The 23,737-nt window shown below is 64.0% G+C and carries 22 protein-coding genes; 7 read left to right on the forward strand and 15 right to left on the reverse strand.

All coding sequences use genetic code 11. The features are described from left to right. Window positions 1-97 precede the first annotated feature (97 nt). Window positions 98-574, forward strand: a complete 477-nt coding sequence (locus tag GW587_RS02835) for a heme-degrading domain-containing protein (protein WP_229259261.1) — start codon at window positions 98-100, stop codon at window positions 572-574. Here GW587_RS02835 and GW587_RS02840 read toward each other — a convergent pair. The 5 genes from GW587_RS02840 to GW587_RS02860 all read right to left on the reverse strand — a co-directional run bounded on the left by GW587_RS02840 (window position 571) and on the right by GW587_RS02860 (window position 4,011). Continuing rightward, entirely contained in the window at window positions 571-894 is a 324-nt protein-coding gene (locus tag GW587_RS02840; protein ID WP_166098254.1) for a HigA family addiction module antitoxin, read from the reverse strand. The genes GW587_RS02835 and GW587_RS02840 overlap by 4 nt on opposite strands. Beyond that, window positions 894-1,172 carry a type II toxin-antitoxin system RelE/ParE family toxin gene (locus tag GW587_RS02845; protein WP_166098257.1) on the reverse strand — a complete coding sequence of 93 codons (279 nt, stop codon included), beginning with the start codon at window positions 1,170-1,172 and terminating at the stop codon, window positions 894-896. Before GW587_RS02845 ends, GW587_RS02840 begins: the two co-directional genes overlap by 1 nt. A gap of 81 nt (window positions 1,173-1,253) precedes the next feature. Beyond that, window positions 1,254-1,664, reverse strand: coding sequence for a hypothetical protein (locus GW587_RS02850; protein WP_166098260.1), 411 nt, complete (start codon window positions 1,662-1,664; stop codon window positions 1,254-1,256). 65 nt (window positions 1,665-1,729) lie between these two features. After that, on the reverse strand, window positions 1,730-1,939 hold the full coding sequence (locus GW587_RS02855; protein WP_371875536.1) for a SlyX family protein: 210 nt from the start codon (window positions 1,937-1,939) through the stop codon (window positions 1,730-1,732). Further along, window positions 1,939-4,011 (reverse strand): UvrD-helicase domain-containing protein, encoded by a 2,073-nt coding sequence (locus tag GW587_RS02860; RefSeq protein WP_166098263.1) that lies wholly within the window; start codon window positions 4,009-4,011, stop codon window positions 1,939-1,941. Before GW587_RS02860 ends, GW587_RS02855 begins: the two co-directional genes overlap by 1 nt. A 147-nt stretch (window positions 4,012-4,158) precedes the next feature. On the opposite strand from GW587_RS02860, the gene GW587_RS02865 reads away from it, so the two are divergent. Beyond that, window positions 4,159-4,641, forward strand: coding sequence for an SRPBCC family protein (locus tag GW587_RS02865; protein WP_166098265.1), 483 nt, complete (start codon window positions 4,159-4,161; stop codon window positions 4,639-4,641). Between the two features lie 7 nt (window positions 4,642-4,648). Here the strand turns inward: GW587_RS02865 and GW587_RS02870 are convergent, their stop codons facing one another. Together GW587_RS02870 and GW587_RS02875 are read right to left on the reverse strand one after the other, a co-directional pair. Continuing rightward, on the reverse strand, window positions 4,649-5,782 hold the full coding sequence (locus GW587_RS02870) for an HD-GYP domain-containing protein (RefSeq protein ID WP_229259262.1): 1,134 nt from the start codon (window positions 5,780-5,782) through the stop codon (window positions 4,649-4,651). Between the two features lie 89 nt (window positions 5,783-5,871). Next, on the reverse strand, window positions 5,872-7,314 hold the full coding sequence (locus tag GW587_RS02875; RefSeq protein ID WP_166098268.1) for a dihydrolipoyl dehydrogenase: 1,443 nt from the start codon (window positions 7,312-7,314) through the stop codon (window positions 5,872-5,874). Between the two features lie 96 nt (window positions 7,315-7,410). Between GW587_RS02875 and GW587_RS02880 the strand changes: the two genes are divergently transcribed. Continuing rightward, window positions 7,411-8,304, forward strand: a complete 894-nt coding sequence (locus tag GW587_RS02880) for an ArgP/LysG family DNA-binding transcriptional regulator (RefSeq protein WP_166098271.1) — start codon at window positions 7,411-7,413, stop codon at window positions 8,302-8,304. Here the strand turns inward: GW587_RS02880 and GW587_RS02885 are convergent. Next, window positions 8,301-10,334, reverse strand: a complete 2,034-nt coding sequence (locus GW587_RS02885; RefSeq protein ID WP_166098274.1) for a primosomal protein N' — start codon at window positions 10,332-10,334, stop codon at window positions 8,301-8,303. The two genes, GW587_RS02880 and GW587_RS02885, sit on opposite strands and share 4 nt — an antisense overlap. Window positions 10,335-11,097: 763 nt before the next feature. Continuing rightward, window positions 11,098-12,183, reverse strand: coding sequence for a uroporphyrinogen decarboxylase (gene hemE / locus GW587_RS02890; RefSeq protein WP_166098275.1), 1,086 nt, complete (start codon window positions 12,181-12,183; stop codon window positions 11,098-11,100). A gap of 126 nt (window positions 12,184-12,309) precedes the next feature. Between hemE and GW587_RS02895 the strand changes: the two genes are divergently transcribed. From GW587_RS02895 to GW587_RS02910, 4 genes are all read left to right on the forward strand, one after another. Then, on the forward strand, window positions 12,310-14,292 hold the full coding sequence (locus tag GW587_RS02895; RefSeq protein ID WP_229259263.1) for a dipeptidyl-peptidase 5: 1,983 nt from the start codon (window positions 12,310-12,312) through the stop codon (window positions 14,290-14,292). A gap of 7 nt (window positions 14,293-14,299) precedes the next feature. After that, window positions 14,300-18,463: an SNF2-related protein gene (locus GW587_RS02900; RefSeq protein WP_166098280.1), complete on the forward strand. Its 4,164-nt coding sequence runs from the start codon at window positions 14,300-14,302 to the stop codon at window positions 18,461-18,463. A 102-nt stretch (window positions 18,464-18,565) separates the two neighbouring features. After that, window positions 18,566-20,464 carry a DUF885 domain-containing protein gene (locus tag GW587_RS02905; RefSeq protein WP_166098282.1) on the forward strand — a complete coding sequence of 633 codons (1,899 nt, stop codon included), beginning with the start codon at window positions 18,566-18,568 and terminating at the stop codon, window positions 20,462-20,464. A 96-nt stretch (window positions 20,465-20,560) separates the two neighbouring features. Next, on the forward strand, window positions 20,561-20,968 hold the full coding sequence (locus tag GW587_RS02910; RefSeq protein ID WP_166098285.1) for a CCDC90 family protein: 408 nt from the start codon (window positions 20,561-20,563) through the stop codon (window positions 20,966-20,968). Window positions 20,969-20,977: 9 nt separating this feature from the next. Here GW587_RS02910 and tatC read toward each other — a convergent pair whose 3' ends face one another. The 6 genes from tatC to hisI all read right to left on the reverse strand — a co-directional run bounded on the left by tatC (window position 20,978) and on the right by hisI (window position 23,736). Continuing rightward, window positions 20,978-21,733, reverse strand: coding sequence for a twin-arginine translocase subunit TatC (tatC, locus tag GW587_RS02915; protein WP_166098287.1), 756 nt, complete (start codon window positions 21,731-21,733; stop codon window positions 20,978-20,980). Next, on the reverse strand, window positions 21,734-22,243 hold the full coding sequence (gene tatB, locus GW587_RS02920; protein WP_166098290.1) for a Sec-independent protein translocase protein TatB: 510 nt from the start codon (window positions 22,241-22,243) through the stop codon (window positions 21,734-21,736). A gap of 39 nt (window positions 22,244-22,282) precedes the next feature. Continuing rightward, the gene (gene tatA / locus GW587_RS02925; protein WP_166099113.1) at window positions 22,283-22,489 is read right to left on the reverse strand and encodes a Sec-independent protein translocase subunit TatA; all 207 of its coding nucleotides are present in this window, start codon (window positions 22,487-22,489) and stop codon (window positions 22,283-22,285) included. A 99-nt stretch (window positions 22,490-22,588) separates the two neighbouring features. Then, the gene (locus tag GW587_RS02930; protein ID WP_166098293.1) at window positions 22,589-22,957 is read right to left on the reverse strand and encodes a histidine triad nucleotide-binding protein; all 369 of its coding nucleotides are present in this window, start codon (window positions 22,955-22,957) and stop codon (window positions 22,589-22,591) included. Window positions 22,958-22,969: 12 nt separating this feature from the next. Beyond that, complete coding sequence (locus tag GW587_RS02935) at window positions 22,970-23,308, reverse strand: phosphoribosyl-ATP diphosphatase (protein WP_166098295.1); 339 nt, start codon at window positions 23,306-23,308, stop codon at window positions 22,970-22,972. After that, the gene (gene hisI, locus GW587_RS02940) at window positions 23,305-23,736 is read right to left on the reverse strand and encodes a phosphoribosyl-AMP cyclohydrolase (RefSeq protein ID WP_166099115.1); all 432 of its coding nucleotides are present in this window, start codon (window positions 23,734-23,736) and stop codon (window positions 23,305-23,307) included. Before hisI ends, GW587_RS02935 begins: the two co-directional genes overlap by 4 nt. Window position 23,737: the final 1 nt, after the last annotated feature.

Below are 23,737 nucleotides of genomic sequence, written 5' to 3' on the forward strand. Positions count from 1 at the left end.
GTATAACGCACCCGCAGATGCTTTTTCGGCAATCTTTCCGCAGGTTCCCCGTTCCGCCCGGCGCTAGGCTACACTGGCGCTTGCACACCACAACGATATGACGATCATGGAAAACTACGCGTCGCTGCTGGACACGCTCAAGCAGCAGGAACAGGAATTACAATTCACCACCTTCACCAACGCGACCGCGCTGGCGCTGGGCTTGAAGATGGTGGAGCTGGCGAAACAGAAGAACAAGGCGGTGGCGGTCGACATCACGCGCAATGGACTGGTGCTGTTCCATCATGCGATGGACGGCACCCACGGCGACCAGGCCGACTGGATCCGCCGCAAGAACAACGTGGTGGCGCGCTGGGGCCGCAGTTCCTACTACGTCGGCGTCGACCACAAGCACCGCAACGCGGTGTTCGAGGACGCCAAGCACTACGCCGTCGAAGACTACGCGGCGCACGGCGGCGCCTTCCCGCTGATCATCCGCAACGTCGGCATCGTCGGCACGGTGACCGTGTCCGGCCTGCCGCAGGCGGAAGACCACGCGCTGGCGGTCGAGGCCATCCGCGCGGTGCTGGCTTAAGGAACGAGGTCCAGGCGCGACTTGCTGAGCGGCTTGATGGCCGCCAGCTTTTCCGCGTCCTGCCGCACTTCCCACAAGCTGACGGCTTCCTGCATTCGCAGCCAACTTTCAGGACTAGTACGGAGCAACGTCGCGATCCGGACCGCCATTTCCGGCGACAATGCGCGCTTTTCGCGTAGCAGTTCCGAGATGCTTAGACGGCTTACGCCAATAAGTTGCGCGAGTTCCGTTTGGGTCATTTTCAGCGCAGGGAGTATGTCTTCGCGCAATATGGCACCAGGGTGCGTCGGCCGGCGCATGGAATTCCTCAGTGATTTCATCAGTGATAGTCCTCCAAATTTACTTCGATCGCATTCCCGTCATCAAATCTGAAAGTGACGCGCAGATTGCCTGAAACAGCGACTGCGTAAGCTCCTGTGCGGTTGCCTTTTAGCGGATGAAATTTGTAACCCGGTACGTCCATGTCTTCTGGCTTTGAGCACGCATCCAGCCGGTCGAGAATTCTTGAGATGCGCGCCGCCGACGCCGTCGGCATGGCGCGTCGATCATCGTTGCAGAAGAATGCGAGCAAACCCTTGTGCTTGAAGGAGCTGATCATGATGTCATCCACTGGATTACATTCTAATCTAGCGGATGAACTATAAGCGCGACTTGCGATTACTCCAAGGACGATGCGTAGTCAACCCGGCATTAACAGGCCGATCAATGCGAACAGCCAGAACACCGCGCCAAGCGCGATCCAGCCGTAGTTGGCGGCCGTGAAGCGGGCATTGCCTTCGCCTTCGGGATCGCCGCAAACCAGATTGATCTGGTCCTGCACGCTGAGGAAATAGGCCAGCAGCGGGAGCATGATCAACAACGACAGGATGTCGGTGACAGGCGAGCCGATCGAGCGGGATGCGCAACGATCCAGCGTATCGGAAATCACGATCAGCGCCGTCATTATGCCGGCCGTCGGTGCGGATTTCCATTCCAATGTGGCCAGGTACAGCACCATCAGCTTGCGCCGCGATACGACAAAGAATTTGATGGGTGCCGGCGCGGAGGCGGGGCTGGTGTCGTGCGGCGCGATGGCCAGTCCTTCGTTCATCGGGAAGCAAGGCTTAAGTTTTTAACAACTTAGTGTAACCCATACTTACCTTGGCAGAAAAATTATCAGTAATGCGGCGGCGGTTCGTGGGCGGCGGCGCCGCCGCCTCCGGTCTCGGCCTGGTTGCGCACGTGCTGCACCAGCGCGGCGACCATCTGCTCCAGCTTGTCGATCTGTTGCTGCTGCTCGTAGACACGCTGGTTCAGCGACTCCACCGTGTGCTCCTGGTGCGCCAGTTTGATTTCGATATCGATGAAACGGTCCTCGGTACTCACTACGACTCCTTCTCGGGTTTGGGGGTGGCGAGCAATTCCTTCATGCGCGCCAGGCGTTCTTTCGGCGTGATCACTTCCGAGTCCATCGGCGCCGCCGTGCCCACGTCCAGCGCCATCTCCTTGATGAAGCGCGACGGGTCGCAATGCACCTGCTCGCCGCCGCGCTTGCGCTTCTTGCACCAGGTGATCTGCAAGGTGCGCTGCGCGCGCGTGATGCCGACGTACATCAGGCGCCGCTCCTCCTGCACCCGCGCGGCGATGGTCTCGGCCGGCGCATCGGGATCGCCCTTGTGCGGCAGGATGCCTTCCTCGACCCCCACCAGAAACACGTGCGGATACTCCAGCCCCTTGGACGCGTGCAGGGTCGACATGCGCACCGCGTCCGGATCCTCGTCCTGGCCTTCGAGCATCGACATCAACGCCACCATCTGCGTCAGCTCCAGCACGTTCTTCTCGTCGCCGTCGCGGTCCTTGCCGCCCCGGCCGCGCTCCTTGAGCCAGTTGGTGAACTCCATCACGTTCTGCCATTTGCTCTGCGCCGCGCGCTCGTCGAACATGTCGTACAGATAGGACTCGTAGTTGATCGCTTCCAGCAGATCGTCCAGCACCTGCGCCGCGTTGTCGCCGCTGCCGCTCGGCCCCGGCCGGCTGGCGCGCGCCTCGAGGTTGTTGATGAAGTTGCAGAAGTCGCGCAGCGGATTGAGCTGACGATCCACCAGCAAACCCTCGATGCCGCCCTTGAACACGGCCTCGAACAGCGAGCACTGCCACTGGCCCGAGAAGGTGCCCAGCGTTTCCATGGTCGACTGGCCGACCCCGCGCCGCGGCGTGGTGACGGCGCGGATGAAGGCCGGGTCGTCGTCGGTGTTGGCCAGCAAGCGCAGGTAGCTGATGATGTCCTTGATCTCGGCCTTGTCGAAGAACGACTGCCCGCCGGAGATGGTGTACGGAATCCGCTCTTTGCGCAGCGATTGTTCGATGATGCGCGCCTGGTGGTTGCCGCGATACAGGATCGCGTAGTCGGACCACTTGTTCTTGCGCTGGAAGTGGTCGGCCGAGATCATGATCGCCACCTGCTCGGCTTCCTGGTCGTCGTTGGCCATGCCGAGCACGTTGATCGGCTCGCCCAGGCCGTGCTCCGACCACAGCGATTTCTCGAACAGTTTCGGATTGTTGCCGATCACCGCGTTGGCCGCCTGCAGGATGCGGGTGGTCGAGCGGTAGTTCTGCTCCAGCTTGATCACCTGCAGATCGGGGAAGTCGGTCTGCAGCGTCTTCAGGTTTTCCACCGACGCGCCGCGCCAGGCGTAGATCGCCTGGTCGTCGTCGCCCACGGCGGTGAACATCGGCTTCTTTCCGACGCCCGTCACCAGCAGCTTGACCAGCTCGTACTGGCAGGTGTTGGTGTCCTGGTACTCGTCCATCAGCAGGTAGCGCAGGCGGCGCTGCCACTTGTCGCGCACCGGCTCGTTGCTGCGGAACAGCTCCACCGGCAGCCGGATCAAATCGTCGAAGTCCACCGCCTGGTAGGCCGACAGCGTGGCGACATAGCTGCCATAGATGCGCGCCGACTGCGCCTCGTCCTCGTCCTTGGCGTTCTGCAAGGCGATCGCCGGCTCGACCAGGCCGTTCTTCCACAACGAAATGTCGGTCTGGATGCGGCGGATCAGCTGCTTGTCGGTGGTGATGGCCAGATCCTGGATCAGCGAGCCGCAGTCGTCGCTGTCCATGATGGAGAAGCGGTCCTTCAGGCCGACGCCGTTGGCTTCCTGGCGCAGGATCTTGACCCCCAGCGAGTGGAAGGTCGACACCGTCAACTGCTTGGCTTGGCGCGGCTGCTTGAGCAGCTTGGCGATCCGCTCCTGCATCTCCAGCGCCGCCTTGTTGGTGAAGGTCAGGGCGGCGATGGTGCGCGGATCGTAGCCGCGGTCCTCGATCAGGTGGGCGATCTTCTGCGTGATCACGCGCGTCTTGCCCGAGCCGGCGCCGGCCAGCACCAGGCACGGGCCGTCGAGATACATGACGGCCTCGCTTTGCGGGACATTGAGGCCGAATTGTGGCGCTTTGGACATCGGGAGGCGATCTGGCAGGGGAACAGCCGACCATTGTAGCAGCGCCGGCCCGGTCGCATGGTGTGACGCCGCGCAGGTGTTGAAAATACCATTTGCGTTACCATGTTGGGATATTGCGCGCTGCGCAGGCTTTTATACGGTTGCCCTATGAAATTCGAACATCTGATTGAAATTAACGACCCGCTGAACCCGCTGATCGACGCGCTCAGCATCCAGCAATTGTGGCGCGGCCTGGTGCTGCGCGCCGAATCGCCGAAGCTGTTCGTGCCGCACCTGGACGAGTGCATCATCGACGAGCGCACCGAGAACAGCTTCCGCCGCCGCCTGCGCTACGGCGAGCTGGTGATCGAGGACCGGGTGGTGCTGGAACCGATGCGCCGGGTCAGCTATCTGGTGGCGGCGCAGCAGGACATCAGCGAGTCCAGCCTGACCATGACCATCGAGGCGCCGACCGAGGAAACGCTGTTCGTGCGCTTCCGCTACGAGGACGGCCACGACGCGGCCACCGATGCCGCCAACGCGATGTACGACGAGTTCCGCCGTTCCGCCTATGTCGAGTCGGATATCGACACCATCGGCATGCTGCGCGACCTGGCCTCGCAGGGCCGGCTCGACGCGATGCTGAATTAAGCAGCAGCTACACGGCGGCGGCCCGTCCCCACACCTGTTCCATGCGCAACGGCGGCGCCGCCAGCGCCGCCACTTGTGCATTGGACAATACTTCCCGGATGGTATGCAGTTCGTTGCGCGTGTCGCGCTGGAGAAACACGTCCAGCGGCGCGCCGCGCGGGCCAAGCACCGACTCCACATGCGGCGTGGTCGATTGCAGGCCGCGCCGCGACACCACCCCCACCTCACCGTTAATCATGCGCACGTAGCTGCCGATCGGATAGATGCCGAGTTCGCGGATCATCAGCGAGGCCAGGTTGCTGTCCAGCGTGGTGCGGGTTTCCAGCAGGATGTCGCGCAGCGCGGCGTTGGCGGTCATCGTGGGGCGGTAGCCGCGCTCGGAAACGCGGGCGCAGTAGCGGTCGGCCAGCGCCAGCAGCTTGGCCGGCAGCGGAATCTGCGCGCCGACCTTGCCCAGCGGGTAGCCGGTGCCGTCCTCGTTTTCGTGGTGGTGCAGCACGCAGCCGAGCCAGGCCTCATCGTGGATGCCGGCGGCGCGCAGCAGGTCGACGCCGAGTTCGGGATGGGACAGCATGCCGGCGCGGTCGGCGGCGGCCAGCGCGGCGCCGCTGTCGTGCCAGCGCTGGTGCTGCGCCAGCATGCCGACGTTCATGGTCAGCGCGGCCAGCGTGATGCTGAGGATGTCGGCGCGCGAGCGCTGGCGCGCCTTGGCCAGGATCACCGACACCACGGCGGTGTTGACGCTGTGGCGCGCCGCGTAGGTGGCCTGGCGCTGGTTGTGCAGCACGGCGGCGGTGGCGACATCGGCGCTTAAATGCACGGCATCGTGCACCAGCGTCGCGATATCTTCCAGCCTGCGGCGCAGATCGGGCGGCGCGGCGCGGCGCGCCACGGCGTCCAGCAGCGGCGGCAGCTCCACGCAGGCGGCGTTGAGCTTGCGCAGCGCCGACGGCGGTTCCGGGGATGCCGAGCGGTCGTCATGGTCCTCGAAGCAGCCGCGCTCGATCAGGTAGGCGATCTGGTTGGCGCTGGAGATCATATGGCCCTTGCGCACCAGCAGGACGCCGTTTTCTCCGTACACATTCCACGGGATCAGCATGCCCAATTTCAAATCGGCAGCCGTCACTTTGCGTATCTTCATTGCCGCATCAGGGGTTATCGATGCGAGAGCATACGGCTTTTCAGCTTAAAATGTGTGAACTTTTTGTATCTTTGCTTTAACAATAAAGATCACGGCGCGGGCGTGCAATCCACGCAAGGATGGTCGTGCGCCGGCTCGTTGGCGAGGTGGTGCGCCAGATCGCGCAAGGCGGTGCGCACGCCTTCCTCCACCACCGGATGGTAGAACGGCATGTCCAGCATCGCCTCCACCGTCAGCCGCGCCTGCACCGCCCAGGCCAGCAAATGGCCGATGTGCTCGGCGCGCGGGCCGACCATCTCGGCGCCGAGGAAGCGGCCGCTGCGGAATTCCGCGTAGACCCGCAGTGCACCCCTGTTTTGCAGCATCACGCGGCTGCGGCCCTGGTTCTCGAACGACACCTTGCCGACCGCGAAACGGCCGGCGTGCGTGATGCACAGCTCGGCGTAACTGGCGCCGGCGGTGGCGATTTGCGGCTCGGTGAAGGCGATCGTCAGCGGCGTGCGGCGCAGGCCCGGCCGCACTTCCGGCCAGCGCGCCGCGTTGTCGCCGGCGATGCGGCCCTGGTCGGCCGCTTCCGGCAGCAATGGCCGCTCGTCGTTGGCGTCGCCGGCGATGAAGATCGCCGAGGTGCCGCACTGCATGGTCTGCTTGTCGTACAGCGGGATGCCGTGGTGGTCGCGCGCCAGGCCGGTGTGCTCCAGCCCCAGCTTGTGCACGTTCGGACGGCGCCCGATGGCCGACAGCAGGTAGCTGAAATGCTCGACCTGCTGGTCGCCGTTGGTGTCTTCGCTGGTGACCGCCAGGCCGTCGCCGTGCGCCTCGACCTTGACCAGACGCGTCTTGAAGCGCACGTCCAGCTCCTCGAGCATGACGCTGCGCGCCACGTCCAGCACATCCGGATCGCTCAATTGCGCCACGCTGCCGCCGCGCCCGAACACGGTCACGCGCACGCCGAGGCGGTGCAGCGCCTGGCCCAGCTCCAGCCCGATCACGCCGGTGCCGGCCACGGCCACCGACTCCGGCAAGTCCTCCCAGTCGAACACATGGTCGCTGCTGATCACGCGCGGCCCGGCCTGTTGCCATTCATCCGGCACGATCGGCGAGGAACCGGTGGCGATCACGAAGCGTTCCGCCTCGATCAGCGTGTGCTCGTCGATTTGCAACTGGTTCGGGCCGACGAAGCGCGCGTGGCCGAGTATCCTGTCCTCGGCCGGCGAAGCTTCGACGCCGGCGACGACGAAGCCGACAAACCGGTCGCGTTCGCTCCGCACCCGCGCCATCACGGCCTTGCTGTCGACCCGCACGTCGCCCGGATGCACGCCGAACGCCGGCGCCGCCAGCATCGCATGCGCCGCGTCGGCCGCCGAAATCAGCAGCTTGCTCGGCATGCAGCCGACGCGGGCGCAGGTGGTGCCGTAGACGTTGGCTTCGATCATCAGCGTCTGTTTGCCGCCGGCCTTGGCGGCGCGATAGCCGGTCATGCCGGAGGTGCCTGCGCCGATCACGGCGACTTCGGTGCGTATGGTTTTCATGATCGAGAGTCTACTCCGATTGCGTGATGAAGTTTTACTTTGAGGCAAAACAGTATTAGTATTACTTATTGTTTTCAAATTTTATAAGTGCCGCTTATGGGAACCTTGGACTATCGCGCGCTGGCCGTGCTGGACGCTGTCGCCAGCCAGGGCAGCTTCGAAAAGGCGGCCCTGGCGCTGGGCATCAGCCAGTCGGCGGTCTCGCAGCGGATCAAGGCGTTGGAAGACGCCAGCGGCCGTCTGCTGATCGTGCGCGGCCAGCCGGCCGTGCCGACCGGGCTGGGCCAGCGGCTGGTGTCGCACCACCGCAACGTCAAGCTGATGGAGGCGGCGCTGGACATCGACCTCGGTAACAAGGTCAGCATGCCTGAAATCGCGCTGGCCGTCGATGCCGCCAGCCTGGCGACCTGGTTCCCCATGAGTTTGCTGCCGCTGCTGTCGCCGCCGCGCTGCCAGTTGAAGGTGCAGCAGGCGAGCCAGCAGATGGCCTTGCATCTGGTGCACGAAGGCAGCGTGTTCGGCTGCGTCGCCGCCGCCGACGGGCATGCGGAGCCGCACGCCAACGGGCCCGAGATCACTCCGCTGGGTACGATGCGCTACGTCTGCGTCGCGACGCCGCTGTTCGCCGGGCATTGGTTCGGCGAAGGGTTGTCCGCCGAGGCTGTGCGCCTGACGCCGGCCGTGGTTAGCGACCCGGATCTGATGGCGCAATTCCTGCGCGAGGCGCTGGACCTGAACGGTTCCTACCCTCACCACATCATGCCGCCGTCGGCCGCCAGCAGGGAATGCATCGACGGCAGCCTGGCCTACGGCCTGATGCCGCTGGCGCAAGTGTCCGCCGCGCTGGGCGACGGCCGCCTGGTCGATCTGGCGCCCGGCCATCACGTCGACGTGGCGCTGAACTGGCACGCCTGGAACCTGGACACGCCGTTCACCCGCGCGCTGACCGAGCAGATCGTCGCCACCGCGCGGCGCTATCTCCAGCGCTAGATATCCAGCGGATCGACTTCCAGCGACCACTTCACGCGGCTCTTCATCTCCCGTAGAGTGAGCAGCCACTCTCGCAGAAAGGCTTGAAGCATCGGCCTTGACGCCGACTCCACCAGCAACTGCGCACGGTCGACGTTGTGCACCCGCGTCATGCTCATCGGGATCGGATCGTTGATCGTGATGCCCGGATGCTCGACGCAATCCTTGGCGATGTTCAAAAACTCGATCGCCGTGGCCAGCTCGGGCGCCTCGGCGCGCAGCAGCGCCTGGTACAGATACGGTGGCAACGCGGCCTGCTCGCGCTCCTCCAGCAGCGCCGTGGCGAAGTGGTCGTAATCATGCGCCACCACCGCGCCGTACAGCGGGTGCTGCGGATAACGGGTCTGGATCAGCACCTCGCTGGCGCTGCCGCCTTCGGTCTGCGCGGCGCGGCCGGCGCGGCCCGCCACCTGCATCAGCTGCGCGAACAGCCGCTCGCTGGCGCGGTAGTCCTGCGAAAACAGCGCCGTGTCCGGATTCAGGATGCCGACCAGCGTCAGCCGTTTGAAGTCGTGCCCCTTGGCCACCATCTGCGTGCCGATCAGGATATCCACCTCGCCCCGGTGCACGGTGTCGAAGGCCTCCTGCGCGCTGCCCTTCTTGCGAGTGGAATCGGCGTCGATGCGCAACACCCGCGCTTCCGGGAACAGCGCCTGCAATCCTTCCTCGACGCGCTGCGTGCCGCGTCCCAGCGGTTGCAGGTCGACGTTGCCGCAGGTCGGGCAATGCCGCGGGATGCGCAGCTCCAGGCTGCAATGGTGGCAGCGCAGCCGGTGCTCCGGGCGATGCAGCACCATGAACGAGGTGCAGCGCGTGCATTCGCTGATCCAGCCGCAGGATTCGCAGCAGATCACCGGCGCATAGCCGCGACGGTTCAGGAACAGCAGCGATTGCTCGCCGCGCTCCATGCGTTGCTTGATGGCCGCAATCAGGTGCGAGGTCAGCCCATCCTTGGGCTTGTCGCGCTCCATGTCCAGCAGCTTGACCGTCGGCAGCACCGCGTTCTTGACGGCGCGTTCGCGCAGCTCCAGCTTGCGGTAGCGGCCGGATTGCGCGTGATGCCAGCTCTCCAGCGACGGCGTCGCCGACCCCAGCACGATCGGGATGCCGAGCTGCCAGGCGCGCCATACGGCCAGATCGCGCGCCGAATAGCGCAAACCTTCCTGCTGCTTGTACGACGGATCGTGTTCCTCGTCGATGACGATCATCTTCAGGTTCGGCAGCGAGGCCAAGATCGCCAGCCGCGTGCCCAGCACGATGCGCGCCTTGCCCTGGTGCGCCGCCAGCCAGTGCAGCATGCGCTCGCCTTCGGACAGGCTGCTGTGCAAGGTGGCCAGCATCACGCCGGGGAAGCGGGCGCGGATATTTCCTTCCAGCTGGGGCGTCAAATTGATTTCCGGCACCAGGATCAGGATCTGGCCGTCCGGCTCGCGCGCCAGCACTTGCGCGCAGGCTTGCAGATAGACTTCGGTCTTGCCGCTGCCGGTCACGCCGTACAGCAAGGTGGGCTTGAAGCCCTCGGCGCCGCCGATGGCGTCGGCCGCCTCCTGCTGCGACGGGTTAAGCACAGGCATGTTCAACGGCGTGCCATCGTGCGGCGTGTCGTGCTTGGCCAGCTTCTTCAGCGCGCGGTCCAGCGCCACCGTGGTCAGCACGCGCAGGTTCTTCGGCAGGCCCGGCAGCGCCACCTCGCCCAGCGGACGCTGATAATAGTCGGCGGCGAAGCCGGCCAGCGCCAGCCATTGCGGCGACAGCGGCCCGAGCTGGCTACGCACGGCCAGCGCATCCTTCAGCTTTTCGGCCGGCACATCGGTCTCGGCGGCGACGCCGACGATCAATCCCATCACCTCGCGGCGGCCGAACGGCACCAGCGCCAGCTGGCCGACCTGCGGCTGCTCTGCGGCGTCGCAATGCCAGCGGTAATCGAAAATCGCATTCAGCGGCGTATCAAGCGCGATCTGCAGAATGCAATGGTGGAAAAGTCCGGACATGGGTGCCGTCACAGTAGAAAATTCAGGCGCGACACGGGCACCAATACCGTCATCGCCGGGGCGCTTTGAAGTGTCCACAGTTTTTGTGGATAACTTTGTGGACAAAGGAATCTTAATCTCCGGAAAGCACTGACATCCAACTTGGTACGGTCGTAAACCGGGCAAAAATTCAAAATTTTTTCTCTTTAAAATCAATCACTTGGAAAATGCCTGCTAGGAGAGGAAAAATTCGCGGTTTTCTGTCCCGGCTGTGCATAAGTGAAGTATTTAGGATGCTTTTTTCACCAAAATCAAGCACTTTTTGGAGCCTATTCTTCTATACTGCAAAGCACAATCAGGCCAAATTTTATGCGTGCCTCATCACTAAGGTTTGCGCAATATCAATACGCTTTTCACGGAAGCTATTTTTGCCTAAAAATCGTGCAGCGCAACATAAACCTCGGGCGGATCTGCAACATTATGGCTAAGTCACGGTTTACTAAGCCATTTTATTTTTTATCCACAGTTTTTGTGGATAACTTTGTGGACAATGAAGAAATAAACTACATTCACTGTCATTGCAGAGTTTAGGACTTGCTAAATGTTGCCTGAATAACCTCTTTAATTATCGTTAATAATCAATAACTTACGATATCCCCAGAGGCTGACGAAAATGCACTGCCTATTATTTCCACAGCAAAAAAAATTGTGCATAAGTCGGTATTGCCCGCCAATGAAAAAGGGCACGCTTCGTTCGAAACGTGCCCCCAGTCTACGGCCGAGCTCAGGAAGCGCGCTGCGCTTTGCTGTGGCTGTGGACAGCCTCGACCATCGCCGCCACGTTCTCCGGCGGGGTGAATTGCGAAATGCCGTGGCCGAGGTTGAAGACGTGGCCGCTGCCGTCGGCGTCAGGCTTGCCGAAGGCGTCCAGCACCTTGTGCACTTCGGTCTTGATCTGTTCCGGGCTGGCGAACAGGATCGCCGGGTCCAGGTTGCCTTGCAGGCCGACCTTGTGGCCGACCAGCTTGCGGGCCTGGGTCAGATTGACGGTCCAGTCCAGGCCGACCGCGTCGGCGCCGATGTCGGCGATCTGCTCGATCCACTGGCCGCCGCCCTTGGTGAAGACGATGGCCGGGATCTTGACGCCGTCCTTGTCGCGTTTGAGCAGCGATACCACCTGTCGCATGTAGCTGAGCGAGAACTCCTGGTAGGCGCCGTCGGCCAACGCACCGCCCCATGAATCGAAGATCATCACCGCTTGCGCGCCGGCGTCGATCTGGGCGTTCAGGTACTCGGCCACCGCCTTGGCGTTGGTGCTGAGGATGTGGTGCATCAGGTCGGGGCGGTTGTACAGCATCTTCTTGATGGTGTGGAACTCGCGCGAGCCCTGGCCTTCGACCATGTAGCAGGCCAGCGTCCACGGGCTGCCGGAGAAGCCGATCAGCGGCACGCGGCCGTTCAGTTCGGTGCGGATCTGGGTCACGGCCTTGAATACGTAGTCCAGCGAGCCCAGTTCCGGCGCGCGCAGCGCCAGCACGTCGGCTTCGGTTTGCAGCGGACGTTCGAATTTCGGGCCTTCGCCTTCGACGAAGTACAGGCCCAGGCCCATCGCGTCCGGCACCGTCAGGATGTCGGAGAACAGGATGGCGGCGTCGAGCGGGAAGCGGTCCAGCGGCTGCAGCGTGACTTCGGTGGCGTAGTCGGGATTGGTGGCCAGTCCCATGAAGGAGCCGGCCTTGGCGCGCGTGGCGCGGTATTCAGGCAGATACCTTCCGGCCTGACGCATCAGCCATACTGGCGTGTAGTCGGTCGGCTGGCGCAACAATGCGCGCAAGAAGGTGTCATTCTGGAGCGGGGCAAATTGTGGCATGGAAGGCAATCATGGATTCTGAAAGCGGCTATTATCGCATCCCCCGTCGGATTTTTTTTGCTGGAAGAATATCCGCCCTTTCTCTATCATGCCTAGCACCGTGCAATGAGCCTATCTGGAGCCGCCATGTCATCTCACTTACCTTCCATCGCCCCCTACGGCGCCTGGCCGTCGACGATCAGCGCCGCGCGCGTGGCGGCCGGGGCGACGCCGCTGTCGACGCTGATGCTGGGCGGGGCGGACGGCTGCGATATCTATTGGCTGGCCGGGCGCGCGGCGGAGGCGGGGCGCAACACGCTGTTGCGCTTCCACGGCGCGGCCACCGAGGAGTTGACGCCGGCGCCGTTCAATGTACGCACGCGGGTGCATGAATATGGCGGCGGGGCGTATGCGGTCGATGGTGAGGTGGTGTATTTTTCGCACTTCAAGGACAACTGCGTCTACAGGATTGATGCGGGGGATGACGAGATCGTACCGCTGGCGGTGACGCAGGCGGGCAAGCAGCGGTTCGCCGACTTCGTGGTCGACCGCGCGCGCGGCCGGCTGATCGGCGTGCGCGAGCTGCATGGCGACGACGAGCACGCGCAGCCGACCAACACGATCTGCGCGATCGGCCTGGGCGGCGCGGACGGCGCGGCGGCGGGCGCCGAGACGGTGCTGGCGCAGGGCGCGGACTTTTATTCGTCGCCGCGCTTGTCGCCGGATGGCGGGGCGCTGGCCTGGCTGAGCTGGGACCATCCGCGCATGCCGTGGCAGGGCACGACCCTGTGGCTGGCCGACATCCAGGCCGACGGCACGCTGGCCGCGCCGGTGCGCATCGCCGGCGGCGCTGACGAATCGATCTGCCAGCCCGAATGGTCGCCGGACGGCCTGCTGCACTTCGTCTCCGACCGCAGCGGCTGGTGGAACCTTTACCACCTGTGCCGCGACCGCCAGCGCATCGAAGCCCTGTGCCCGATGGAGGCCGAATTCGCCTCGCCGCACTGGACCTTCGGCAACTCGATGTACGGCTTCCGCTCCGCCGACGAAATCATCTGCACCTATATCGACAAGGGCGTCAGCCGCCTGGCGCGCCTGCTGCCGGGCAGCGGCAAGCTGGAAGCCATCGCCAACCCGTACGAAGAAATCCGCGAACTGCGCGTCGGCAAAGGCTACATCGCCATGCTGGCCGGCGGCCCGACGATCCCGCTGGAACTGGCGCGCATCGACTTCACCGAGGAAGGCGTGGAAATCCTGGCGCAGTCGATCGAAGAACTGCCGGACCAGGCCAACCTCTCGATCCCGACCAGCATCAGCTACCCGAGCGCCGGCGGCCGCACCTCGCACGCCTTCTTCTACCCGCCGCGCAATGCCGACGTGACAGCGCCGGAAGGCAGCAAGCCGCCGGTGATCGTCATCAGCCACGGCGGCCCGACCGGCATGACCGTCAACACGCTGAAACTGGCGACCCAATACTGGACCAGCCGGGGTTTCGGCGTGCTGGACGTGAACTACGGCGGCAGCACCGGCTTCGGCCGCGCCTACCGCGACCTGCTCAAGGGCCAGTGGGGCATCGTCGATGTCGAAGACTGCGTGGCCGGCGCGCAGGCGCTGGTCGAACGCGGCCTGGCCGACGCCGAACGCCTGATCATCCGCGGCGGCAGCGCCGGCGGCCTGACCACGCTATGCGCGCTGACCTTCCACAATGTGTTCAAGGTCGGCGCCAGCTACTACGGCGTATCCGACCTGAAGGGCCTGGACCAGGACTCGCACAAATTCGAATCGCACTACAACGAATACCTGATCGCACCGCAGCCGCAGGCCGAAGCCTTGTACCAGGCGCGCTCGCCGATCAACCACACCGACAAGCTGGCGCGCCCGATGATCTTCTTCCAGGGCCTGGACGACAAGGTGGTGCCGCCGCAGCAATCGGAGATGATGGTCGACGCGCTGAAGGCGCGCGGCGTGCCGGTGGCGTACGTGCCGCTGGAAGGCGAAGGCCACGGCTTCCGCAAGGCCGAGAACATCGTCCGCACGCTGGAGTCGGAGCTGTACTTCTACCAACGGATCTTCGGCCTGCACGACGCCACCACCGCCGCGCCGGTCCACATCGACAATCTGCAGGACTAAACCACGCATGACCGATCCAAAGCTGCTCGCCGAATTTGACGCGCTAGAATTCAATGAAAAAATGATCCTCGCGCTGCTCGCCCTGATCGGCGAGCCGGTGGGCCGCACCGCCATCCTCGACCACCTGAACCTGGCGCGCATCGAAGACAAGGACGGCCACGCCTTCGGCGTCGGCACGCTGGACGAAGCGATGCGCAAGCTGGAACGGCTGGCCTTCATCAGCGTGGTGACGGGGCGCGGCTTCGTCTGCAACCCCAAGCTGCGCTGGCCGGCGATCCGCGCCTCGATCGGCACCCACGCGCTGGACGACTTGTGCAACGCCTACGACGAACTGGTGCCGATGCGCCAGACCTGGAACAGCACCGAGCCGCGCAGCTACCGCGCCGGCATGGCGCGCCTTCGTATGGGCCTGCTGCGCGGCCAGGCGCCGCAGCAGATCCAGCCTATCCTCGCCTTCTGCCTCGGCAGCTACGAAGCGGCGCAGCTGCACCCCATCGTCGACATCTTCGGCCGCCCGTTCGAGCCGGGCATGCTGGCGCGCGTGCACCCGCTGCTGCAGGACGACGTGCTGACGGTGCTGCTGCAAAACGCCCAGCGCGAGCCGCTGACCGTGCCGGTGCTGCGCGAATTCTGCGAACAGCACATGCAGCGCCGCCTCGGCATCAAGGACGACATCAGCCCCGAGCTGCGCATGGTGCTGGCGGAAGACGCACTGCTGTGCGGCCGCCTGGACGACGCCAAGCGCTACCTGGAACGCACCGGCGGCCCGCAGAGCCAATACCTGGCCAGCGTGATCGTATTGCTGCGCGGCGCCGGCGGCGCGGCCATCGTCGGCTTCGACGCGGCGCTGAAGACGCTGCGGCGCGACACCGGCAAGCGCAAGCACCTGTTCGCCGGCATGGGCAGCCATCTGTATTTGCTGTCGCTGCTGCGCAGCGGCGACGCCAAGCACCTGAAGGCGGCGGAAGCCTACCTGGAGATCGCGCTGCGCATGCCGCAGAACCACGACACGGCGGTGTACCAGCAGATCGACATGCTGCGCCAGATCCGCGCCGGCACCATGCAGACCGACGCGGTAGCGGCGCTGGCGTGGCAACCCGATCTGCAAACGCAGATGTTCCAATGCCTGCTGTACTTCTGGCTATCCCTGCCGCAGCTGTCCGAGCGCCGCGCGCAACTGCTGGAGCTGGCGCAGAACGCGGAACGCGCCGGCTACCTGTTCATCGCCGGCCAGGCCGCCGCGCTGCTGGGCCATCTCGGCGACGCCGAACAGCAGACCCACGCCAACGCGCTGCGCAAGCGCCTCGGCTATCCCGACCTGACGATCTGGTTCGAACGGCAGGAAGCCTGGCAGCGCCAGCTTTCCGCGCTGATCAACCTGCAGCAACCCGGCACGCCGGATGCGGCGGGCGGCACCCGCCTGGTATGGATGCTGAACTACGACCACCGCAACGGCCTGACCGACGTGGCGCCGGTCGAACAGAAGCGCGATGCGCGCGGCCTGTGGAGCAAGGGCCGCGCCGTCGGCCTGAAGCGGCTGCGCTTCGAGGCCGAGCAGTTCGATTTCCTGACGCCACAGGACGTGCGCGCGTCGGAAGCGATTTCGGTGGCGCACCGCAGCTACCAGTCCAGCGGCCTGGCCTACGAGATCGATCCGCAGCGCGCCGCCGTGGCGCTGATCGGCCACCCGCTGCTGTTCTGGGCCGATGCGCCGGACACGCGCGTCGAAATGCTGGCCGGCGAGCCGGAACTGCTGATCAAGAAAAGCCCCGGCAACCTGGAGCTGCGGCTGCAACCGCCCATCCCCGACGATAACTCCTCCGTCATCGTCAGCAAGGAGACGCCGACCCGTCTGCGCGTGGTCAACATCCTCGAAGAACACCGTCGCATCGCCGCCATCGTCGGCGACGCGCTGCACGTGCCGGCGCACGCCGAGCAGCAGGTGCTGGCGGCGATCAGCGCCATCTCCGCGCTGGTGACGGTGCAGTCGGACATCGGCGGCGCCGCGCCGGACATGGAGCAGGTCGACGCCGACATGCGCCTGCACCTGCACCTGCTGCCTTACCAGCACGGCCTGAAGATGCAGGTGCTGGTGCGGCCGCTGCCGACCGGCGCCTACTACGCGCCCGGCGCCGGCGCCGACAGCCTGATCGCCGATGTCAACGGCAAACCGGTGCAGGCGCGCCGCAAGCTGATCGACGAGCGCGACGCCGAACGTGACCTGATCGCCAAATGCCCGGTGCTGGAATCGGCCGAACGCGAGCACGACGAGTGGCTGCTGGGCCAACCGGCGCTGTGCCTGCAATTGCTGGTGGAGTTGCAGGCGCTGAACCCGGACAGCATCGTCATCGCCTGGCCGGAGGGCGAGAGCTTCCGCGTCACCGCCAAGGTCGAGACCAAGCAGCTGCGCCTCGCCATCAAGAGCAACAAGGACTGGTTCGCGGCCAGCGGCGAATTGCAGGTCGATGAAACCCAGGTGCTGGACCTGCGCAAGCTGCTGGAGATGATGGAGAAGAGCCATGGCCGCTTCGTCGAACTGGGCGAAAACCGCTACCTGGCGCTGACCGAGGAATTACATCGGCGACTGTTGGAGGTCTCTGCCTACGGCGAACTCACGCCCGACGGCGTGCGCGTGCATCCCTTGGCCGCGTTCGCGCTGGAGGAGCTGGCCGACGATGTCGGCGGACTCAAATCCGACAAGCTGTGGAAGGAGCACCTGGCGCGCATGCAGCAGCAGGAAGCCTTCGTGCCGCAGCTGCCGAGCACTTTGCAGGCGGAGTTGCGCGACTATCAGCTGGAGGGCTTCAACTGGCTGGCGCGCCTTGCGCATTGGGGCGTGGGCGCCTGCCTGGCGGACGATATGGGCCTGGGCAAAACCCTGCAGGCGCTGGCGCTGATCCTGTCGCGCGCGCCGCAGGGCCCGACGCTGGTGATCGCGCCGACCTCGGTCTGCATGAACTGGATCAGCGAGGCGGCCCGCTTCGCGCCGACCTTGAACGTGACCATGTTCGGCGCCGGCGACCGCGCCGAGACGCTGTCCAACGCCAAGCCATACGATCTGATCGTGGCCAGCTACGGCCTGTTGCAGCTGGAGTCGGCGCTGTTCGCCGGCGTGCAGTGGAACACCATCGTGCTTGACGAGGCGCAGGCGATCAAGAACGGCGCCACCAAACGTTCGCAGGCGGTGATGGCGCTGAAGGGCGACTTCCGCATGATCGCCACCGGCACGCCGCTGGAAAACCACCTCGGCGAGCTGTGGAACCTGTTCCGCTTCATCAATCCGGGCCTGCTGGGCAGCATCGAGCAATTCAACCTGCGCTTCGCGGCGCCGATCGAGAAGCCGCAGGACCATCGCGCCGAACTGGGCGCGCGCAACCGTTTGCGCCGTCTGATCCAGCCCTTCATCCTGCGCCGCACCAAGTCGCAGGTGCTGACCGAGCTGCCGCCGCGCACCGAGATTACGCTGGAAGTCGATCTGTCGAAGGACGAAACGGCGCTGTACGAATCGCTGCGCCGCTCCGCGCTGGAAAACCTGGCCGCCGTCGAAGGCCCGGCCGAGAAGAAGTCGATCCAGATCCTGGCCGAGATCATGAAGCTGCGCCGCGCCTGCTGCAATCCCAATCTCGTGGCGCCGGAGCTGAAGCTGGCCAGCAGCAAGCTGGCGGCGTTCGCGCATCTGCTGGAAGGGCTGCTGGAGAACAAGCACAAGGTGCTGGTGTTCAGCCAGTTCGTCGACCACCTGGCGCTGATCCGCGAGCATCTGGATGCGCAGGGCATCGGCTATCAATACCTCGACGGCTCGACCGCGATGATGGACCGCAAGAAGCGCGTCGATGCGTTCCAGGCCGGCGAGGGCGACGTTTTCCTCATCAGCCTGAAGGCCGGCGGCGTCGGCATCAACCTGACGGCGGCCGATTACGTGATCCACATGGATCCGTGGTGGAACCCGGCGGTCGAGGACCAGGCGTCGGACCGTGCGCACCGCATGGGCCAGCTGCGCCCGGTGACCATCTACCGACTGGTGGCGCGGCATACCATCGAGGGCGGCATCGTCGACCTGCACCAGCACAAGCGCGACCTGGCCGACAGCCTGCTCGAAGGCAGCGACGTCAGCGGCCGCATGTCGGCGGGCGAGATGTTGAATATGCTGCAAGAAGGGCTGAAGAAGTAAAACTTCCGTTACAAAACCGGTGCGCGCAATCGGGGCGATTGATGATAATCTCTTCCGCTTCGGCCCGGTTCACCGGTGCTCACATAGACAAGGCTGTTCAAGATGATCAAGACTAAAATCGCGCTGGCCGTATTGATGGCGGCGCTCGCCGCCGTCCCCGCCGGCGCCGCGACTCCGCACAAAAAGACCACCACCAGCGCCAAAAAGACCGGCGCCAAGGCTTCAGCCAGCAAGTCCAGCAAATCCAAACCGGCCAAAGGCGGCAAGGGCAAGGCGGTCGCCGCCACCGCCGTCGTAGCCGGGCCGGTGGTCAAGGCCGCCGTGTCCGAGCGCCGCCAGGACCGCTCCTTCGATTCCCTCAGCAACCAGTTCCTCAACGCGCTGTGGCGCATCGATTCGGAAAGCGCGATCTACGCCGGCAAGTACGACACCGCCGCCATGCTGTCGATCCCCGACAAGGCCGGCCAGGCCAAGGAGCTGGCCTTCATCGACGACTGGAAGCAGCGCCTGGGCGCGATCAACGCCAGCCAGCTGTCGCCTAAGCAGCGCACCGACCTGGCGCTGCTGATCAACAAGCTCGATAGCGACCGCTTCCGCCTGACCACGCTGAAGGAGTTCGAATGGAACCCGGCCAGCTACAACGTGGCCGGCCCGATCGACCTGATCCTCAACACCGAATACGCGGCCCAGCCGCAGCGCCTGCGCACGCTGCTCAAACGCATCGCTTCGATCCCGGCCTACTACGACGCGGCGCGCGCCAACATCGTCAACCCGACGCGCGAACATACCCGCCTCGCGATCGCGCAGGCGCCCGGCGTGCAGACCTTGCTGACCGAGGCCGACAAGGCGGCGCAGGCGTCGATCCTGACGGCGGTGGAGAAGCAGCAGTTCACCAAACGCGTCAACGCGGCGCTGACGGCGGTGGACGGCTACGTCGCCTTCCTCAAGGAGATGGACAAGCTGATGGACACCAACGGCCGTCGCACCTTCCGCCTCGGCAAGGCGCTGTACGAACAGAAGTTCGCCTACGATATCCAGTCCGGCAGCAGCGCGGAGCAGACCTATCAAAAGGCGCTGGCCGCGCGCGAAGAGTTGTTGGCCAATATGGAGAAGATCTCCGACGAGTTGTGGGACAAGACCATGGGCGGCGCGGCCAAGCCGGCTGACCGCTTCGCCAAGATCGGCATGGTGATCGACAAGCTGTCGGCGCGTCACGTGGCGCGCGAGGATTTCGTCAACGAGATCAAGCGTCAGGTGCCGCTGTTGCAGGATTGGGTGGTCAGCCATAACCTGCTGACGCTGGATCCGAAGAAGCAGCTGGAAGTGCGCGCGACGCCGGCGTATCAGGCCGGCGTGGCCGGCGCCAGCATCGATGCGCCGGGGCCGTATCGTCCGCAGGACCGCACCTACTACAACGTGACGCCGCTCGACGGCGCGACGCCGGAGGCGGCCGAGAGCAGTCTGCGCGAGTACAACTACTGGATCCTGCAGATCCTGAACATCCACGAGGCGATTCCGGGTCACTATGCGCAGCTGGTGTATGCGAACAAGTCGCCGTCGATCGTCAAGTCGATCTTCGGCAATGGCGCGATGGTCGAGGGCTGGGCGGTGTACGGCGAGCGCATGATGCTGGAGTCGGGCTACGGCGACAATGCGCCGGAGATGTGGCTGATGTATTCGAAGTGGAACCTGCGCAGCGTGACCAACACCATCCTCGATTACAGCGTGCATGTGCTGGGCATGACCGAGGAACAGGCGGTCGATCTGCTGCAACGCCAGGCGTTCCAGACGCGCAGCGAGGCGGTGGAGAAGTGGCATCGGGTGCAGGTGTCGTCGGTGCAGTTGACCAGTTACTTCAGTGGCTATAGCGAGATCATGGAATTGCGCGAGCAGCGCAAGCAGCAGCTGGGTCCGCGTTTCAACCTGAAGGAATTCCACGAGCAATTCCTTAGCTACGGCAGCGCGCCGGTGCGGGTGATCAAGGGCTTGATGACGCAGTAGTCTGCGCCCGCGCAAACGAATTTGATGGTGATTCGATAGGATGGAGAACGGCCGCATGGCGGCCGATTTCTGCTACCATTTCATCGGGGAGTGACCATGAACATGCCCATCAAATTCGACACACTTGAGTACGCCAGAAGATTGGTTGAAGCCGGGATTCCGGCCGATCAGGCGGAGGCGCAAGCCAACGCTTTAAGCGATGTACTGGCCGAAGCGACGGTCGCACCAAGCGAGCTGGTGCTTCTTAAGACCGACATGATCGCCCGCATCGAGATGTTGCGGGCTGAGATCTACGCCAAGCTGGAAGAGTTGGAAGAGCGAGTCAACGCGAAACTGGAAGCGTTGGAAGAGCGCTTCAACGCCAAGCTGGAAGCGTTGGAACAACGCTTGATAGCGCGCTTCAGCGCCAAATTCACGACGCTGTACTGGATGGTCGGCATTTCCATGGCGCTGCACGCGGTGACCATCGGGATGCTGGTGAAGATCGTCGACCGGCTGCCATAGCCGGTCACATCAGGCTTTTTCTTCCGGCGCCGTCGAGATGCGCACGAACAGCGGCGCCACCAGCAGACCCAGCTCGAACAGCAGACACATCGGAATCGCCAGCGAGAACATGCTGACCGCGTCCGGCGGCGTGACGATCGCCGCGACCACAAACGCGCCGACGATGGCGTAAGGACGAATCTCCTTCAGCTTGGCCACCGACACCAGGCCCATGCGCACCAGGATCACCACCACCACCGGCACCTCGAAGGTCGCGCCAAACGCCAGGCACATCGACATCACGAAATCCAGATAGTTCTCGATATCCGGCGTCACCGCGATCGACTGCGGCGAAAACTCGGCGATGAACTGGAACACGCGGCCGAACACCAGGAAGTAGCAGAACGCCACGCCGCTCATGAACAGCACCGACGATGAAATCACCAGCGGTGCGATCAGGCGCTTCTCGTGCGCGTACAAGCCCGGCGCGACGAACGCCCACAGCTGGTACAGCACCCACGGCAGCGCCAGGATGATGGAAATGACCAAGGTCACCTTCATCGGCACCAGAAACGGCGAAATGACGCCGGTGGCAATCATCTTCGAACCGACCGGCAGCGCGGCGATCATCGGCCGCGCGATGAAATCGTAGATCTGCGACGGGCCTGGCCAGATCATCAAGGTGATGCACACCAACGCAATCCCGATCGAGGCCTTGACCAGACGGTCGCGCAGTTCGATCAGGTGGGAGATAAAGGTCTCTTCGCCCTGGGTAGATTTAGTCATTTAGTAAAACGTCGCCTGGCTATTGCCGCGTGGACGGAAGCGGGCAACCCGCGCCGCGCCGGAAGTGACATGCAGCTTGCCGCCGTGGCGCTGCTTGTACCAGGCCGGAATGGCGGAACTGCGCACCAGCTTCTTGCGGCGGAATTCGCGCGCCTTGCGCGACACATCCTCGGTGGTGGCGGTGCTGGTGAACGATGAAGTAGCCGACGTATCGTGCGTGTGGTCGGCATCGTGCCAAGCATTTTCCACATCCGCCATGTTCTGCGAAATGGAATTCTCCACGTCCGACTTGATGTTGTGCGCCGCGTCCTTAACTTCCTTGTGCAGGTTCTTCAATTCCTCCAGCTCGATTTCACGCGAGACTTCGGATTTGACTTCGTTCAGGTAGCGTTGTGCGCGGCCGTACAGGGTCCCGGCCATGCGCGCCACCTTGGGCAGCTTTTCGGGACCGATGACGATCAGCGCAACCACGCCGATCACAGCAAGTTTGGTAAGACCGAGATCGATCATAAGGTAGCTTCAGCCGGCAGGGAGCTGGGCTCCCCTGGCTTATTTCTTTTCTTTAGCGTCGACGTCGATGGTGCCAGGCGCGGCGGGTGTGGCTGGCTTGTCGTCTTCGTTACCTTTGACGCCATCCTTGAAGCCCTTGACGGCCTTGCCGATGTCCGAACCCATGTTGCCGAGCTTCTTGGTGCCGAAAACCAGCATCACGATCACCAGCACGATCAGCCAATGCCAAATACTAAATGAACCCATCATATTCCCCTTGCAAGGCGCATGCGCCCAGATTTATCCGTTGATTCAGGTACAGCCTGCGACAGTATAAGCGAAGCGCAGCCCGTCATGTGGATGTCATCACCGCTGGCCACGCCACGGGTGCGCGCCGCCGATCACATGCAAATGCAGATGGTACACCTCTTGGCCGCCGTCCGGCCCACTGTTGATCAGCGTCTTGTAGCCGGCGCTCGGCGTGCCGTCCGCATCGTAGCCCACCGCGCAACCGAATTCCTCCGCCAGACGGGGGGCCAACGCCAGCATCCGGCCCAGCAGCGCCGGCGCGCCGGCGGCGTCCTGCAGCGTGGCGTAATGCTGCTTCGGGATCACCAGCAGGTGCACCGGCGCGGCCGGATTGATGTCCTTGAAGGCCAGCAGCTCCTCGTCCTCGTACACGGCGGCGGAAGGGATTTTCTTTTCAGCTATCTTGCAAAATATGCAGTTTTCCACGGCAACTCCGATTTATTCTTTGCGGGACGCTTTTTCCTCGATGCCGGACACGCCTTCGCGGCGCGCCAGCTCGTCGAGCACCTGCTGCGGTTTCAGGTCGAACTGGGCCAGCAGCACCAGCGTATGGAACCACAGGTCGGCCACTTCGTACAAGACCTTGCCGCTGTCGCCGCCGGCGCGCGCATCCTTGGCGGCCATCACGGTCTCCGTGGCTTCCTCGCCGATCTTCTTCAGGATCGCGTCGTCGCCCTTGGCGAACAGCTTGGAGGTATAGGAGGTGGCGGGATCGCCGCCGTTGGCCGGTTTGCGGGTTTCGATCAGTTCGCCCAGGCGTTGCAGGATGTCGCTCATTTGCCCGCCTTGTAGATATCGGACGGATCCTTCAGCACCGGCTCGGTGTTCTGCCAGTCGCCTTCCAGCGCATCACCCTCGAACTTCTGGAAGAAGCAGGAATGACGGCCGGTGTGGCAGGCGATGCCGCCGGCTTGCTCGATCTTCAGCAGCACCACGTCCTCGTCGCAATCGACGCGGATCTCCAGCACCTTCTGCGTATGGCCGGACTCCTCGCCCTTGTGCCACAGCTTCTTGCGCGAACGGCTCCAGTACACCGCCTCGCCCAGCTCGACCGTCTTGGCCAGCGCCTCGCGGTTCATCCAAGCGAACATCAGCACATCGTTGCTGCCGGCCTCCTGCGCGATCACCGGCACCAGGCCGTGCTCGTCCCATTTGATTTTCTTCAGCCATGCAGCCTTGGGCTGCGGACTTGCCAGATTGGTCATC

This window comes from Duganella aceris, from assembly GCF_011090165.1.
GTDB classification, from domain to species: Bacteria; Pseudomonadota; Gammaproteobacteria; order Burkholderiales; family Burkholderiaceae_D; genus Rugamonas; species Rugamonas aceris.

What these genes read in the sequence shown, in the direction of transcription:
- GW587_RS02905 (WP_166098282.1), top strand. Translation starts at nt 18,566, where the DNA reads ATGATCAAGACTAAAATCGCGCTGGCCGTATTGATGGCGGCGCTCGCC.
- tatC (WP_166098287.1), bottom strand. Translation starts at nt 21,733, where the DNA reads ATGACTAAATCTACCCAGGGCGAAGAGACCTTTATCTCCCACCTGATC.
- GW587_RS02910 (WP_166098285.1), top strand. Translation starts at nt 20,561, where the DNA reads ATGAACATGCCCATCAAATTCGACACACTTGAGTACGCCAGAAGATTG.
- GW587_RS02900 (WP_166098280.1), top strand. Translation starts at nt 14,300, where the DNA reads ATGACCGATCCAAAGCTGCTCGCCGAATTTGACGCGCTAGAATTCAAT.
- GW587_RS02895 (WP_229259263.1), top strand. Translation starts at nt 12,310, where the DNA reads ATGTCATCTCACTTACCTTCCATCGCCCCCTACGGCGCCTGGCCGTCG.
- tatB (WP_166098290.1), bottom strand. Translation starts at nt 22,243, where the DNA reads ATGATCGATCTCGGTCTTACCAAACTTGCTGTGATCGGCGTGGTTGCG.
- GW587_RS02845 (WP_166098257.1), bottom strand. Translation starts at nt 1,172, where the DNA reads ATGATCAGCTCCTTCAAGCACAAGGGTTTGCTCGCATTCTTCTGCAAC.
- GW587_RS02835 (WP_229259261.1), top strand. Translation starts at nt 98, where the DNA reads ATGACGATCATGGAAAACTACGCGTCGCTGCTGGACACGCTCAAGCAG.
- GW587_RS02880 (WP_166098271.1), top strand. Translation starts at nt 7,411, where the DNA reads ATGGGAACCTTGGACTATCGCGCGCTGGCCGTGCTGGACGCTGTCGCC.
- hemE (WP_166098275.1), bottom strand. Translation starts at nt 12,183, where the DNA reads ATGCCACAATTTGCCCCGCTCCAGAATGACACCTTCTTGCGCGCATTG.
- GW587_RS02885 (WP_166098274.1), bottom strand. Translation starts at nt 10,334, where the DNA reads ATGTCCGGACTTTTCCACCATTGCATTCTGCAGATCGCGCTTGATACG.
- tatA (WP_166099113.1), bottom strand. Translation starts at nt 22,489, where the DNA reads ATGGGTTCATTTAGTATTTGGCATTGGCTGATCGTGCTGGTGATCGTG.
- GW587_RS02860 (WP_166098263.1), bottom strand. Translation starts at nt 4,011, where the DNA reads ATGTCCAAAGCGCCACAATTCGGCCTCAATGTCCCGCAAAGCGAGGCC.
- hisI (WP_166099115.1), bottom strand. Translation starts at nt 23,736, where the DNA reads ATGACCAATCTGGCAAGTCCGCAGCCCAAGGCTGCATGGCTGAAGAAA.
- GW587_RS02935 (WP_166098295.1), bottom strand. Translation starts at nt 23,308, where the DNA reads ATGAGCGACATCCTGCAACGCCTGGGCGAACTGATCGAAACCCGCAAA.
- GW587_RS02865 (WP_166098265.1), top strand. Translation starts at nt 4,159, where the DNA reads ATGAAATTCGAACATCTGATTGAAATTAACGACCCGCTGAACCCGCTG.
- GW587_RS02875 (WP_166098268.1), bottom strand. Translation starts at nt 7,314, where the DNA reads ATGAAAACCATACGCACCGAAGTCGCCGTGATCGGCGCAGGCACCTCC.
- GW587_RS02850 (WP_166098260.1), bottom strand. Translation starts at nt 1,664, where the DNA reads ATGAACGAAGGACTGGCCATCGCGCCGCACGACACCAGCCCCGCCTCC.
- GW587_RS02870 (WP_229259262.1), bottom strand. Translation starts at nt 5,782, where the DNA reads ATGAAGATACGCAAAGTGACGGCTGCCGATTTGAAATTGGGCATGCTG.
- GW587_RS02840 (WP_166098254.1), bottom strand. Translation starts at nt 894, where the DNA reads ATGAAATCACTGAGGAATTCCATGCGCCGGCCGACGCACCCTGGTGCC.